General features: G+C 72.0%; 12 protein-coding genes. 4 read left to right on the forward strand and 8 right to left on the reverse strand.

Annotation, left to right across the window (positions count from 1 at the left end):
- Window positions 1-16 precede the first annotated feature (16 nt).
- From ACIBQZ_RS30605 to ACIBQZ_RS30620, 4 genes are all read right to left on the reverse strand, one after another.
- Complete coding sequence (locus ACIBQZ_RS30605) at window positions 17-1240, reverse strand: hypothetical protein (protein ID WP_396092279.1); 1224 nt, start codon at window positions 1238-1240, stop codon at window positions 17-19.
- A gap of 35 nt (window positions 1241-1275) precedes the next feature.
- Window positions 1276-2958, reverse strand: coding sequence for a GTPase family protein (locus tag ACIBQZ_RS30610; protein ID WP_396092280.1), 1683 nt, complete (start codon window positions 2956-2958; stop codon window positions 1276-1278).
- Window positions 2955-4700 (reverse strand): ABC transporter, encoded by a 1746-nt coding sequence (locus tag ACIBQZ_RS30615; RefSeq protein ID WP_396092311.1) that lies wholly within the window; start codon window positions 4698-4700, stop codon window positions 2955-2957. Before ACIBQZ_RS30615 ends, ACIBQZ_RS30610 begins: the two co-directional genes overlap by 4 nt.
- 508 nt (window positions 4701-5208) lie before the next feature.
- The gene (locus tag ACIBQZ_RS30620) at window positions 5209-5289 is read right to left on the reverse strand and encodes a hypothetical protein (RefSeq protein WP_396092312.1); all 81 of its coding nucleotides are present in this window, start codon (window positions 5287-5289) and stop codon (window positions 5209-5211) included.
- A gap of 646 nt (window positions 5290-5935) precedes the next feature.
- Here ACIBQZ_RS30620 and dnaK point away from each other — a divergent pair.
- The 4 genes from dnaK (at window position 5936) to ACIBQZ_RS30640 (ending at window position 10198) form a co-directional block, all read left to right on the forward strand.
- A complete protein-coding gene (gene dnaK / locus ACIBQZ_RS30625; RefSeq protein ID WP_396092281.1) occupies window positions 5936-7828 on the forward strand; it encodes a molecular chaperone DnaK in 1893 nt (630 codons plus the stop codon).
- Window positions 7825-8448, forward strand: a complete 624-nt coding sequence (gene grpE / locus ACIBQZ_RS30630) for a nucleotide exchange factor GrpE (protein WP_396092282.1) — start codon at window positions 7825-7827, stop codon at window positions 8446-8448. The genes dnaK and grpE overlap by 4 nt, the downstream gene beginning before the upstream one ends.
- A 79-nt stretch (window positions 8449-8527) precedes the next feature.
- On the forward strand, window positions 8528-9730 hold the full coding sequence (dnaJ, locus tag ACIBQZ_RS30635) for a molecular chaperone DnaJ (RefSeq protein ID WP_396092283.1): 1203 nt from the start codon (window positions 8528-8530) through the stop codon (window positions 9728-9730).
- Between the two features lie 27 nt (window positions 9731-9757).
- On the forward strand, window positions 9758-10198 hold the full coding sequence (locus ACIBQZ_RS30640) for a heat shock protein transcriptional repressor HspR (protein WP_396092284.1): 441 nt from the start codon (window positions 9758-9760) through the stop codon (window positions 10196-10198).
- Between the two features lie 4 nt (window positions 10199-10202).
- Here ACIBQZ_RS30640 and ACIBQZ_RS30645 read toward each other — a convergent pair whose 3' ends face one another.
- The 4 genes from ACIBQZ_RS30645 to ACIBQZ_RS30660 form a co-directional block, all read right to left on the reverse strand.
- Window positions 10203-10649 carry a hypothetical protein gene (locus tag ACIBQZ_RS30645; RefSeq protein ID WP_396092285.1) on the reverse strand — a complete coding sequence of 149 codons (447 nt, stop codon included), beginning with the start codon at window positions 10647-10649 and terminating at the stop codon, window positions 10203-10205.
- 223 nt (window positions 10650-10872) lie between these two features.
- The gene (locus tag ACIBQZ_RS30650; protein WP_396092286.1) at window positions 10873-12078 is read right to left on the reverse strand and encodes a cation:proton antiporter; all 1206 of its coding nucleotides are present in this window, start codon (window positions 12076-12078) and stop codon (window positions 10873-10875) included.
- Between the two features lie 45 nt (window positions 12079-12123).
- Window positions 12124-12621, reverse strand: coding sequence for a cation:proton antiporter regulatory subunit (locus ACIBQZ_RS30655; protein ID WP_396092287.1), 498 nt, complete (start codon window positions 12619-12621; stop codon window positions 12124-12126).
- A 22-nt stretch (window positions 12622-12643) separates the two neighbouring features.
- Window positions 12644-13849, reverse strand: coding sequence for a sugar efflux transporter (locus tag ACIBQZ_RS30660; RefSeq protein WP_396092288.1), 1206 nt, complete (start codon window positions 13847-13849; stop codon window positions 12644-12646).
- Window positions 13850-13936: the final 87 nt, after the last annotated feature.

Raw genomic sequence — 13936 nt, forward strand, 5'->3', positions numbered from 1 at the left:
GGCTGCCCTGCGTTGATCAGGAGTCGTCGGTGAGGCGGTGGCGGTTGGTTTCGATCCAGGCGTCGATGGCTTCCGCGTCGTTCGGGTCCACGCCTTCCGAGATCAGCTGGGCCACCGCCGCCGTTGCCGGGCTGCGCTTCTCGCCGGTTGCGTAGAGGCGGGCGAATTCCGGGATCATCTCCTCGACCACCGTGTCCGTCTGCTCCGCCGCTGCCGCCGGCAGGCCGCGTTTGCGGGTCGCGTAGGCCGACCAGGCTCGGGTCACCCGGGGCAGCATCGCCGCGTCGTCCATGTCGAGGACCGCGCGGCGGTGCACCCAGTCCAGCAGGAACAGGCCCGCGACCGCCGGGCTCCAGCGCAGCGGGTCCGGTTCCGGCAGGCTTGCCGCGTGGTCCAGCAGCAGGCTCAGGCAGAAGTGCAGGGAGGCCAGCTCGTCGTCGGCCGACACGTCGCCGAGGGTGAAGCGGGCCGCTTCCGGTGAGGCCAGGAAGTCGCGCAGCAGGCGTTCGCGGTCGGGGCCGCTCAGCTCCGGTGGCTCCGTCAGCGGCGGCACCTGCGCGGCCGGCAGCAGGGCCAGCCGGGCCGTGGCCAGCGCGCGGTCCGTTGCCAGGTTGCCGTCCGCGGGCAGGTCGCTGAGGCCGTCGGTGATCTCCAGGTGCTTGCTCACCTCGATGCGCAGCCGTCCCGGGTCCTCCTCGCGGAACCAGGTCAGCTCGTCGCCCGCGCACATCTCGCGGACCTGGCCGAGGATGCGTTCGGCCGGGCCGCCCACGAAGACGTCCTTGGTGATGCCGATGTTGTGGTCCACCAGCGCGACCACCGCGTGTTCCGGGCCGCCGCGCTCGGCGTCGTCGTAGGCGAAGGTGACCAGATAGGACGTCTGGTCGCCGTACACGTCGCCGTAGGCGTAGCAGCCGGTCGGGCGGACCCGGCCGAGCTGGGTGGTCCACGCCGGGGCCTGGGGGCCGGGGCGTACGTCAGCCGCGCCCTCCGCGTCCGGCACCAGGGCGGCGAAGACCTCGCGGATGGTCGTCGACGATGCCGTGCGTCGCCGGACGGTGGCGCTGAGGAACTGGCCGACAAACTCCCGGACCGCCGTGGCGCGGTCGGTTACCGCCACGGAGTACACGCTGCCCAGGAGTGCGGTGCCCAGCATCTCGGCGTCCAGGGCGCAGTCGAGCTTCGCCACGTCGCGGGCCGCGTGCAGGACCGCGTCGTATGGAGTCTGGGGTGCCGCCATGCCGCCGAGCCTACCTGCCCCGCAGCTCGCCGGACCTATTCCGAACGGACGACCGTCAGGGCCTCGCGGGCCTGCGCGTACCCGTTGAGCACCTCGCGCACCGGCGCCACGACGTACTCCCGGGCCACCTCGGTGACCGAGCCGCGGAGCCGTTGCTCGGCCCGCCGGCTGGCGCGTTTCGCGCCGAGGTTGACGATCGGCCGCAGCAGCGCGGCCAGCAGGGCGCCCATCAGCAGGCCGCCGAGCAGCAGCAACGTGGGCAGCGGGACGTCGCCGACCTGCGGGTTGTCGAAGGCGGGCAGGCCCAGGACCCGCACCCCGTACCCGGCGAGGAGCCAGCCGAGGCCGACCACCGCCGCGATGGTGAACAGCCATTGCAGCAGGCCGACCGCGGTCCACCAGAACGGTTTGCGGCTCATCCCCAGGTCGGTCTTGGCCACCGCGCGGTCCAGCGCGTCGGGCAGGTCGCCCAGCCGGGACCGGGCCGCGGTGTTCAGCGCGGGGGCCCAGACCTGCGGGATCGGCGCGGCCGCCCGGGCGGCCACGGCCCGTACGGACAGGCCGACAGCCGACTTCTGCGCCGCGTCCGCCTCGGGCAGCGAGGTACGGGCGACCGGAGCCTCCTCCACCGCCTTGGGGTCGGGCTTGTCGGTGGACAGGTGCAGGCGCTTGAGCGGGTCCGGGCGCAGCTTGCGGACGCCGCGGACCAGTGGCCAGCCGGTGCTCGCGATCGCCCGGTGCCGGTACGCACTGGCAGTCGCGGCGGCCACGGCGGGCACCCCGGCGGACGCGGCGAGCGCGTCGCTGAGCTGGCGTACCGTCGCCCGGTCGACCTCGTCCTCGGCCGCCGGCGGGCCGATCATCGTGGCCAGGTGCTCGGCCACCACGTCCAGGTCGCCGGCGAGGCGGCGCAGCGAGGCCTGCCGTTCCGCGACCGTCTTCTCCAGGGCCTCGCGCAGCTCGGTGAGCATGCCCGGCTGCTTGGCGGAGGTGGCCAGCGCCGGCACGCCGGTGAGCCCGTCCTCCTCGAGCAGCCGCTTGAGGTCGGTGATGACGATCTCGGTATCGCTGGGGGAGAGCCGGTCCGCCTGGTTCAGCACCACGATGGTGATGTCACTGTGCTGCTTGAACTGTCGCAGGTAGGCGTTGTGCAGCACGCGGTCGCCGTACTTCTGCGGGTCGACCACCCAGACCACCTGGTCGACCAGGCCGAGCAGCCGGTCCACCTCGAGCCGGTGGCCGCGCTCGACGGAGTCGAAGTCGGGCAGGTCGAGCAGGACCAGCCCGCGCAGGGCGGCCTCGTCGTCGCCGTCCAGCGCGCTCTCCCGGATGAAGCGCTGCCGGGGCAGCACGCCGACCCAGTCCAGCAGCCGGTTCGCCGGTTCCAGCGGGCCCCAGACGCAGGCGTGCGCGACCCCGGTCGTCGGCCGGCGTACGCCCACCGGCGACAGCTTGAGCCGGGCCAGCGCGTTGAACAGGCTGGACTTGCCGCTGCCGGTGCTGCCGGCGAGCGCCACCACGGTGTGGTCCTGGGAGAGGGCGAGCCGGCTGCCGGCCCGTTCGACCAGCGTGTGCGCGGCCACCAGATCGTTGTCCGGCAGGTGCGGGTCGGTCACCCGCAGGAACCGCTGCAACGCGTCCAGCCGTGCGACGAGCTGCTCGGCGTCCACCCGGTCGTCCCCGGTCAGCGCGTTCTTGACCCGTTCGACGAGGCTCATGACGGCGTCCCGGTCAACGCGAGTTCCTCCCTGGCCCGTTCCACCTCGGCTGCGGCCTGCCGCAGCGTGGCGCCCGGTTCCAGCTCCAGCCCCACGGCGGCGGTGCGGTCCGTGAACCGGGCCGCCTCCGCGTCGAGCAGCACGTTAACCCGGGCCAGCAGCTCCTCGCGTGCCCGGGTGGCCAGGGTGCGGATCGCCTGGTCCCCGAAGATCGCCTCGAGCACCTTCTGCGCGGCGACCGTGGTGCCCGCGCCGACCGCCACCTCGGCGCCGGTCGGGATGAACGCGGTCGAGGTGAACACCGCGATCATCACGGTCAGCCCGATGCCGTTGACCGCGTACGCCGCGCCGCGGGCCACCACCCGCTTGTCGCCGGCCTCGCTGCGCACCAGCTCCAGGACGAATCGCTGCCAGTCGCGGATCACCCGTTCGGCGCGCTGGGGCAGGTCCGGGGACGGCTTCTGCAGGCCCGGCTCCAGCAGCGCGGCCCCCGCGGGGTGCGCCTGCCAGGCCGAGTACGCCTGCTCGGCCGCGTCCGAGGCGACCCCGCGCAGCAGCGTGGCGAGCTGGGACTCCAGCGCTGCCTGCAGGTTGCGCCCGGGCGCCGGGCGGCCGGTCACCACGGAGACGACCTTGTCGCGGAGCTGGCCGACCCGGGACTCCAGCGTGCGCAGGAACTCGCCGGTGCCGACGAACTCCTGCCAGCGGGCCAGCACCTCGCCGCGGAGCAGCCGGCCGTCCTGCAGTCCGCCCGCCAGCGTCCGGCGGGCCGTGCGGTATGCCGCGGTGACCCGCTCGTCCAGCACCTTGGCGGCGGTGGCCTGCTCGTCGGCGGCCGCGGCCAGCCCGGCCACCGCCGGGCCGAGCGCGGACAGGGCGCCGTCGAGGGTCTGCTTGACCACCGCGGCGCGGGCGCTGCTGTCGGCCGCGAGCTGGGCGAACCAGTCGTGCAGCGGCCGGGTCTCGTGTTCCGGCAGCAGCCCCTGGCCGTCCAGCGTGGATTCCGGCAGCACGAAGACCGGTGCCGCACCCATGTCCCGGGCGGCGAGCATCTCGCCGAGGTGGGCGGAGACCTCGCCGGCCGCCTCCGGGGGCACCCGGTCCAGCACGAGCGCGATCACCGTGCCGCGCAGCCGGGCGGTGGTGAGCAGCTCCCACGGCACGGCGTCGGCGTAGCGGGCCGCGGTCGTGACGAACAGCCACAGGTCGGCGGCGGCGAGCAGCTGCGCGGCGAGCTGGCGGTTGCGGTCGACCACCGAGTCGATGTCCGGCGCGTCGAGAAACGCCAGGCCGGGACCGAGCGCGAGCGCGGAGACCAGCTGCAGGGTGTTGGGATCGGTCGAGCTCTCGGCGGTACGGGTCAGACCCGGCAGCAGCTGCCCGTTGCGGAACCACGGCGCGTCGGACGGGTGGCTGACCAGCACCGGCGAGCGGGTCGTCGGGCGCAGCACGCCGGCCTTGGTCACCGGCGCCCGGACCAGGCTGTTGACCAGCGTGGACTTCCCCGCGCCGGTGGAACCGCCGACCACGACCAGCAGCGGCGCGTCGAGCCGCGCCAGGCGCGGCAGCAGGTAGTCGTCGAGCTGGGCGACCAGCGCGGCGCCGATCCGCTCGGCCTCCTGCGCGGAGGGCATGACCAGGGGGTACGCGGTGCCGCCGATGGTCGCGCGCAGCCGGGAGAGGGCGGTGGCGAGGGCACCGACGGCGGGCGGGGGCTCGACGGGCACGGCAGGCTCGAACACCGCCCCGGCTTCCTCGGGCCATCCGCTCTTCGGGGTCGCCGTCTTGACGGGCGCCGTCTTCTGGGCGGCGGGCACGGGCGCGGTGACCGGCTCGTCGATCAGCGTGGGCTGGTCCTCGGCGGACCGGGGGTCGACCAGGGTGGGCTCGTCGGCAATGGCCGGCTCGTCGATCAGGGTCGGCTCGTCGGCGCGGTCGGACTTCGTGACGGGCAGGACCTCGGTGTCGGCTGCGGGCTCCCGGATCAGGGTGGGCTCGTCGGTGCGGTCGGAATCTGTGACGGGCAGGGCCTCGGTGTCGGCCGCCGGCTCCTGGACCGCGGTCGGCTCGTCCCCGGTGGCGGACGCCGCGGCCGGGAGCGGCTCGGTGTCGTCCGCGCGGATCTTGACGTCGTCTGTGGACTCCGCGACCGTCGAGGAGCCGGCGGTGGGCGAGTCGGGCGCAGACGAGTCAGGAGCCGGCGAGTCGGGCGCAGACGAGTCAGGAGCCGGCGAGTCGGGCGCAGACGAGTCAGGAGCCGGCGAGTCGGATGCAGACGCGTCGGAAGCCGGCGCGTCGGAAGTGGGCGCGTCGGAGGTCGGCGTGTCGGATGCGGGCGGTTCGGAAGTCGGCACGCCGGAATCCGCGTCCTTCGCGTCAGACGACTTCGGCTCGGCCGCCGGCGGCGTCGACGAGTTGTCGGCCTCGTCGGCCGGGGCGGTGGCCGTCGGGTCGGCGGGAGCGCTCTCTGACGCCTCTGGCGCCGCGGTGTCGCCGGCGGTGATCGACTCGTCGGAGGTCTGCTCCGGGGGCGGCTGTTCGGTTTTTGTCGTCACGACGTTTCCCGTGGTCGCGGCCGTGGTGGGCGGCCATTCCGGCTTGGGTGGCGCGGTGGCGGCAGGCTCCGGCTGCGCGCTCTCGGCGGCGGCGTCGGCCTGGGTGGACGTGCTTGCGGTTGGGTTGTCTGCGGCCGTACGGGATCGTTTGTCGGGTTTGCCGTTCTTGGCGGGTGGGTCGGCTACGGCGGGAGTGGCCGACGGACCGACCGCGTCACCGTGCGTCGTCACGGGTAAAGCGTGCCTGATCTATGCATTCCCCACAACAGGTACCCCGGCGCCGTGACCGGACAGGTACCTGCCGACCGTGAGTTGCGCCGCCTTCGCTCAACTTTGACTTGCGGAGTGGGATCGCCGTGGCATCATTGAGCCCGGTCCACTCAACTTGAAATCGAAGACCTGCATGAAGCGAGGAAGCGAACATGGCACGAGCGGTCGGCATCGACCTCGGCACCACGAACTCCTGCGTCAGCGTTCTCGAGGGCGGTGAGCCCACGGTCGTCGCGAACGCCGAAGGCTCCCGGACGACGCCGTCCATCGTCGCCTTCGCACGCAACGGCGAGGTGCTCGTCGGCGAGGTTGCCAAGCGTCAGGCGGTGACCAACCCCGACCGGACGATCCGTTCGGTCAAGCGGGAGGTCGGCACCAACTGGTCCGTCGACATCGACGGCAAGAAGTACACCCCGCAGGAGATCTCCGCGCGGGTGCTCATGAAGCTCAAGCGCGACTCCGAGGCCTACCTCGGTGAGTCGGTCACGGACGCGGTCATCACCGTCCCGGCCTACTTCAACGACGCGCAGCGCCAGGCCACCAAGGAGGCCGGCGAGATCGCGGGCTTCAACGTGCTGCGCATCGTCAACGAGCCCACCGCCGCCGCCCTGGCGTACGGCCTGGACAAGGGCTCCAAGGAGCAGACCGTCCTGGTCTTCGACCTCGGCGGCGGCACCTTCGACGTCTCCCTGCTCGAGCTGGGCGAGGGTGTCATCGAGGTCAAGTCGACCTCCGGCGACAACCACCTGGGCGGCGATGACTGGGACCAGCGGGTGATCGACCACCTGGTCAAGACCTTCCGCGGCGAGCACGGCATCGACCTGTCCGCCGACAAGATGGCGCTCCAGCGGCTCCGCGAGGCCGCCGAGAAGGCGAAGATCGAGCTCTCGGCCGCGTCGACCACCAGCATCAACCTGCCGTACATCACCGCCGGCCCGGCCGGCCCGCTGCACCTGGACACGACCCTCAACCGGTCGGAGTTCCAGCGCATGACGCAGGACCTGCTGGACCGCTGCAAGGGCCCGTTCGAGCAGGCCATCAAGGACGCCGGCATCAAGGTCTCGGACATCGACCACGTCATCCTGGTCGGCGGCTCGACCCGGATGCCCGCCGTGTCCGACCTGGTCAAGTCCATGATCGGCCGCGACCCGAACAAGGGCGTCAACCCGGACGAGGTCGTCGCCGTCGGCGCCGCCCTGCAGGCCGGTGTGCTCAAGGGTGAGGTCAAGGACGTCCTGCTGCTCGACGTGACCCCGCTGAGCCTGGGCATCGAGACCAAGGGCGGCATCTTCACCAAGCTGATCGAGCGCAACACCACCATCCCGACCAAGCGCTCCGAGGTCTTCACCACGGCCGACGACAACCAGCCGTCCGTGCTGATCCAGGTCTTCCAGGGTGAGCGTGAGATCGCGGCCTACAACAAGAAGCTCGGCACCTTCGAGCTGACCGGCCTGCCGCCGGCGCCGCGCAACGTGCCGCAGATCGAGGTCACCTTCGACATCGACGCGAACGGCATCGTGCACGTGGCCGCCAAGGACATGGGCACCGGCAAGGAGCAGAAGATGACGATCACCGGCGGCTCCGCGCTGCCGAAGGACGACATCGAGCGCATGATGCGCGACGCCCAGGACCACGCCGACGAGGACAAGCAGCGCAAGGAGGATGCGGAGAGCCGCAACCTGGCCGAGCAGCTGCAGTGGCAGACCGAGAAGTTTCTCGCCGAGAGCGGCGACAAGCTGCCTGAGGAGAGCCGCAACCAGATCAGCGAGGCGCTGGGCGACCTGCGCGGCGCGCTGGGCGGCAGCGACATCGAGAAGATCAAGACCGCGCACGAGAAGCTGGCCTCGGTCTCCCAGCAGGCGGGTTCGCTGCTCTACGCGCAGCAGAACCAGGACGGCACGCAGGGCGCTCCCGGCCCCGACGGCACGCAGGGCGCCCCGGGCGGCGCCGGTGCGGCCGGCGCGAGCGCGGGCCCGAACGCCGGCCCGACCTCCGGTGCTGACGACGTCGTGGACGCCGAGATCGTCGAGGACGACAAGAAGTGAGCCGTTCGGACGACGAGAACGACGGTCAGGGAACCGAGCGCGTCGTCATCCGGGATCGGCGCAAGATCGACGTGAAAGGTAAGGACACCAAGGTGGCCAAGCAGGCCGAGGAGGAGTCCACGGGAGGCGCGCACCGCGCCGCCGAGGAGCCGGAGGAGGGCGTGATCATCGACACGCCCGCCCTCGGCGCCGAGCTGGAGGCGTTGCGCACCGAGCTCGAGGAGCGGACCCGGGACCTGCAGCGGGTGTCGGCGGAATACGCCAACTACCGCAAGCGGGTCGATCGGGACCGCAGTGTCGCCGCCGAGCACACCACCGGCACGGTGCTCATCGCGCTGTTGCCGGTGCTGGACGACGTCGACCGGGCTCGCGAGCACGGTGACCTGGTCGGCCCGTTCGCCTCGGTGGCGGAGGCGCTGGGCACCGCGGTCGGCAAGCTGGGCCTCGTGGGCTTCGGCGAGAAGGGCGACCCGTTCGACCCGACCCGCCACGAGGCGGTCGCGCACCTGACGTCGGCCGACGTCTCGGAGCCGACCTGCGTCGAGGTGATGCGCCGCGGTTACACCCTGGGTGAGCGGCTGCTGCGGCCCGCCCTGGTCGCGGTCGCCGACCCCGAGTGACACGCACCCGTCCCGCCCACCGCGAGGTGGGCGGGACCTCGGCACCTGACCCGGCGATCCGGTGGAGGAGGTGGGCTGGATGAGTTCGAAGGACTGGCTGGAGAAGGACTTCTACGCCGTTCTCAAGGTGGGCAAGTCCGCCTCCGCCGACGAGATCAAGAAGGCGTACCGCAAGCTGGCCCGGGAGAACCACCCGGACCACAACCCCGGCAACTCCGACGCCGAGGACCGGTTCAAGGCCGCGTCCGAGGCGTACGACGTGCTGTCCGACGACAAGAAGCGCAAAGAGTACGACGAGATGCGCTCCCTGTTCGGCTCGGGCGCGTTCCGCCGGGGCGCCCGCGCGGGCGGCTCCCAGTTCGACCCGTCCGACCTGTTCGGCGGCGGGTTCAGCGGGGCCGGTCAGGCCGGCGGGGCCGGTGACCGCCGGTTCGGCGGCGCGGGCTTCTCGGACATCTTCAGCTCCATCTTCTCCGGCGGTGGCGCCGGTGGGGCGGGGGCCGGAGCACGCCGGGGACCGCAGCGCGGCCGCGACGTCGAGGCCGAGGTCACGCTCGACTTCGCGCACGCGGTCAAGGGCACGACCCTGCCGCTGACGTTGCGTTCGCCGGGCGTCTGCGACAGCTGCCACGGCAACGGGGCGAAACCCGGCACCGTGCCGCGGACCTGTCCGCAGTGCCACGGCTCCGGGCTGATCTCCCGCAACCAGGGGTCGTTCAGCTTCTCCGAGCCGTGCCGCGAGTGCCAGGGCGCGGGCAGCATCGTCGACGAGAAGTGCCCGGAGTGCCGGGGCACGGGCGGGGTCACCAAGAACCGCACGATCAACGTCCGCTTCCCCGCCGGCGTCGGCGACGGCCAGCGGATCCGGCTCTCAGGCCGGGGCGAGCCGGGCGACAAGGGCGGCCCGGCCGGAGACCTGTACGTGCAGGTCAAGGTCCGGCCGGACGAGATATTCGGGCGCACCGGCGACGACATCACGCTGACCGTGCCGATCACGTTCGCGGAGGCGGTGCTCGGCACCGACCTGCGCGTGCCCACGCTGGACAGTCCCGTGACGCTGCGGGTGCCGGCCGGCACGCCGAGCGGCCGCACGTTGCGGGCGCGCGGCAAGGGTGTGCAACGACGCGACGGGCACGCCGGCGATCTGCTGGTCACCGTCGAGGTGCAGGTGCCGTCCCCGGCCGCGGTCACCACCGAGGCCCGCGACGCGCTGGAACAGTTCGCCAAGCTCACGCCGAACGCCGAGCGGGAGCGCATCGAGGCCCGGCTGCGCCGCGGCTAGATCGGGACCTTTGTCAGGAGGTGGCACATGTATGAAGAGATCAGCATCTCGGTGGAGCAGGCCTCCGATGCGAAGGTCCTGATCATCTCGGTCGCCGCGCGGCTGGCCGGGATGCACCCGCAGACCCTGCGCCAGTACGACCGGCTCGGCCTGGTGCAGCCCGGCCGGGCCGGTGGCGGCGGGCGCCGCTACAGCGAACGGGACGTGGCCCTGCTGCGCGAGGTGCAGAAGCTGAGCCAGGAGGAAGGCGTCAACCTGGCCGGCATCAAGCGGATCATCGGCCTCGAGCAGCTCGCCAGTGAACTGCAGGAACGGGTCGCCGAGCTGGAACAGCAGCTCGGCGACGCGTACCGGCGGATCGCTCAGCTGGAGGCGGTCGGGCCGTACCCGGGGCGCGACCTGGTGCGGCAGGAACGCCCGTCCACCGCGCTGGTGGTCTGGCGGCCCCGCCGCTCGGGCGAGCGGTAGCGGGTCAGCGGCGGCCGAACGCCGCCAGCCGGCGCGGGTGGCGGACCAGGCCGCCCTCGATCCAGTCCTCGTAGTCGAAGAGCTCGGGCCGGGTCATCAGCGTGCGGCAGTTGTGCGCCCACATCGCCATCGGCTCGTCGCCGACCTCTTCCGCGCGCTCCACGTACTTCTTCAGCCGGCGCTTGCGCTGCGACGTGGCGTTGGGGCGCACGCCGTCGGCCGCGTAGATGTACATGCAGTGCAGGGCGAACCGGCGGGCCGGGCACTGCCGGTCCATCGCCAGCTCGAACAGGGTCGGCGCCAGCACGTCGCCGCTGATGAGCAGGTCCCAGTCGGACGGCATCGCGTCCAGCGGTACCGCCTCGGGGTGGTAGGCCCAGGCCTGTAGTTCCTCCGGTCGCGGATCGACCGGGTTGACGAACCCGAAGAATGCCGACTCACGCACGGTCACAACGCCGCCTCGTTTAGCTCACTCATGCCGCCGTCCTCCCCGGCAGAGGGCCTTGCTGACCCGCTGGGAAGGGCATCCCCTGCATCCGGCGAGTCGCTGGTCACCCGATAACACGTTGTTGTCGCGGCGACACGTTAGCGCGAGGTGAGCGTTCTACGGAAGTCGTAAGAGATCACTTTCGGATACTGGTCAGTAGCTTTGTGCTCGCCGGCTGCGGAAAGGGTCATTCAGCAGCGGGAACGGGTCCCACCGGACGGCGCACAGTTGCCCTTTTACGGATCATTGCCTTGAACCAGGCGTAGTCCGACAATCGCGCCAGCATCGGCCCGGTCACCACCGTGATGAGCACGTACGCGGTTGCCAGCGGGGCCAGCTCGGGCTCGACGCCGGAGGCCACGGCCAGCCCGGCGATGACGATGGAGAACTCGCCGCGCGGCATCAGCGCCAGCCCGGCCCGGACCTGACCGGGCAGCGCGACACCCACCCGGCGGGCGGCGAACACCCCGGTCAGCACCTTGGTCAGCATGGTCAGCGCGGCCAGCCCCAGCGCCGGGAGCAGCACCGGTGGCATCGCGGCCGGGTCGGTGGAGAGCCCGAAGAAGACGAAGAACACCGCGGCGAACAGGTCCCGCAACGGCGACAGGATCTGCGTCGCGTGGTGGGCCACCGGGCCGGAGAGCGCGATTCCCACCAGGAACGCTCCCACAGCAGCGGACACCTTCAGCTCGGCCGCGACCCCGGCCACGAACAGCGTCAGGCCCAGCACGCTGAGCAGCAGCGCCTCGGCGTCCTTGACCGAGATGAAGCTGGAGATGGCGTGGCCGTACCGGATCGCCACGACCAGCACCGCGACCACCGTGAGCACCGCGACGGACAGCGCCTTCGCCCCGCCGACCAGGCCGACCCCGGCCAGCACGGCGGTGACCAGCGGCAGGTAGAACGCCATCGCCAGGTCCTCGATGACCAGCACGGAGAGGATCACCGGGGTCTCCCGGTTACCGATCCGGCCCAGGTCGCCGAGCACCTTGGCGATCACGCCGGACGATGACACCCAGGTGATGCCGGCCAGCACCAGCGCGGCCTCCCAGCCCCAGCCGAGCAGGACGGCGAACCCGGCTCCGGGCAGGGCGTTGAACAGGGCGTCCAGCACGCCGGCGGGCGCGGCCGAGCGCAGGTTGCCGACCAGCTCGCTGGCCGAATACTCCAGGCCCAGCATGACCAGCAGCAGGATGACGCCGATCTCGGCGCCGACCTTGATGAACTCCTCGCTGGCCGAGAGCGGGATCAGCCCGCCGTGGCCGAAGGCGAGCCCGGCGAGCAGGTAGAGCGGGATGGGCGAGAGGCCGAAGCGCCGGCCGATGCGGCCGAGCATGCCGAGCGCGAAGAGAAGCGCGCCGACCTCGATGAGCAGGATCGTCGTGCTGTGCACAACCCTCCGCTTTCTTTGGGTTTTCCGCCGCGGGTCAGCTCAGCCTCAGTCGCCGGTGTCGCCGGCCAGGATGGCGGTGACGCCGTCCAGACCTTCGCGGGTGCCGACGGCCACGACGACGTCGTTCGCCTCGAAGGCGAAGGACGGCCCGGGGGAGGCGATCACCTCGCGGTCGCGCAGGACGGCCACGATCGACGCGCCGGTGCGGGTGCGGGTCCGGGTGTCACCGAGCTTGCGGCCGACGAAGGGCGAGCCGGCCGGCAGCGCGATCTGCTCGGTGAGCAGCCCGGCCGCCTGCTGCCGCAGGCCGGCGAGCTGGCCCAGCATCAGCGACGCGCCGAGCACGTCGGCGAGCGCCTCGGCCTCGTCGTCGGTGAGCGGGATCGAGGCCAGGCACGCGTCGGGGTCGTCGACGTCGTAGAGCACCAGGTCGCGGCGGCCGTTGCGGTGCGAGACCACACCGACCGTACGGCCGGAGGAGGTGACCAGATCGTGCCGGACACCGATGCCAGGAAGCGGAGTCTGCTCTACCCGTACGCGCACGTCGACAACGGTAACGGATCAGTCAGGCCGGTTGAGCGATCCGCTCGTTACGCACCACGATCAGCAGCAGCAGCCCGGCCGCGCACAGCCCGGTGCACAGCCAGTACGCGAGCCGGTAGTCGATGGCCTGGGAGAGCCCGAAGAGCGGCCCGGCCAGCATCGCGCCCAGCGGGAACGCGTTGGTGAACAGCGTCGTCGCCCGCCCGGGATGCCGGGGCAGCATGTTCTGCATGTACGAGATGCCGAGCCCGGAGATCGCGGCGATGAACAGCGCGTTGAACACCTGCCCGCCGACCAGCAACCAGAACTCGGTGGCCACGGCGACCGTGCCGTAATAGACGACCCCGCAGGCCGCGCCGAGGAAGAGCAGCGCCCGCAGCCCCACCCGGGCGGCCAGCACGCCCAGGCCCAGCATCAGCGGGATCTCCAGGGCGGCGCAGATCCCGAGCAGCAGGCCGGCGTCGCCCACGTCGCCGCCCAGGTCGGCGCTGATGAACAGCGGCAGGGCCTGCACCGCCAGGGTCAGCGGCGTGTGGAGCAGGGTGAACGCGACCGCGGTGAGCCACAGGGTCCAGCGCGGGGCGTCCGGCCGGTCGTCGATCGGGGCGTCCGGGGCGCGCGGTGCGGGCGCGGGGACCTCGTCGAGCCAGAAGATCGCCACCGCGGCGGCCAGGGCGTACATCAGCGCGGCGGTGCCGTAGACCCAGACGAAACTGCCGTTGTCCAGCAGGAACGCGGCCAGCGCCGGGCCCGCGACCCAGGCCAGCGAGAAGACCGTGCGCAGGCCGCTGATGCCCAGCGCGGCGCGTGCCGGGTCGTCGCGTTCGAGGACCTGCCGGGCGTACGCGAAGGATTGCGGGAAGAGCGACCCGGCGAGCGCGAACGCGGTGATCGCGAGCGCGAGCAGCACCCAGTAGTCGCGGACCACCGCGGTCAGGCCGGTGCCGAGCAGGCCGGCCACCGCGCCGCCGATCAGCAGCCGGCGCCGGATCGGCAGCCGGTCGGAGAGCCGCCCGATGAGCAGGGAGCTCAGCACGCCGGCGAGCGGCGCCACGACCAGGAAGAACGTGATCTTGAGCGGGCCGGCGTTCACTTCCGTGCTGAGGAACAGCGACAGGAACGGGTTGAACAGGGCGGTGGAGATGCCCACGGCCAGGAAGAGAAATCCGAGGGGCAGCAGGGCGCGCCCGAGACGTGCCCCGGCCTGCGACGATGTTTCCGGGGCCATTACGGCCACGCTACGGCACCGTAGGGAGTTGCCCAGGGTGACGCCCGTTACGTCAACTGGGTTGGGCAGAGGAAGTGTCGCGGGTTA

This window comes from Actinoplanes sp. NPDC049599, from assembly GCF_044465625.1.
Classification (GTDB): Bacteria; Actinomycetota; Actinomycetes; order Mycobacteriales; family Micromonosporaceae; genus Actinoplanes.

Coding starts and splice junctions, on each gene's coding strand:
- dnaJ (WP_396092283.1), top strand. CDS start 8,528: ATGAGTTCGAAGGACTGGCTGGAGAAGGACTTCTACGCCGTTCTCAAG.
- ACIBQZ_RS30640 (WP_396092284.1), top strand. CDS start 9,758: ATGTATGAAGAGATCAGCATCTCGGTGGAGCAGGCCTCCGATGCGAAG.
- ACIBQZ_RS30660 (WP_396092288.1), bottom strand. CDS start 13,849: ATGGCCCCGGAAACATCGTCGCAGGCCGGGGCACGTCTCGGGCGCGCC.
- ACIBQZ_RS30605 (WP_396092279.1), bottom strand. CDS start 1,240: ATGGCGGCACCCCAGACTCCATACGACGCGGTCCTGCACGCGGCCCGC.
- ACIBQZ_RS30610 (WP_396092280.1), bottom strand. CDS start 2,958: ATGAGCCTCGTCGAACGGGTCAAGAACGCGCTGACCGGGGACGACCGG.
- dnaK (WP_396092281.1), top strand. CDS start 5,936: ATGGCACGAGCGGTCGGCATCGACCTCGGCACCACGAACTCCTGCGTC.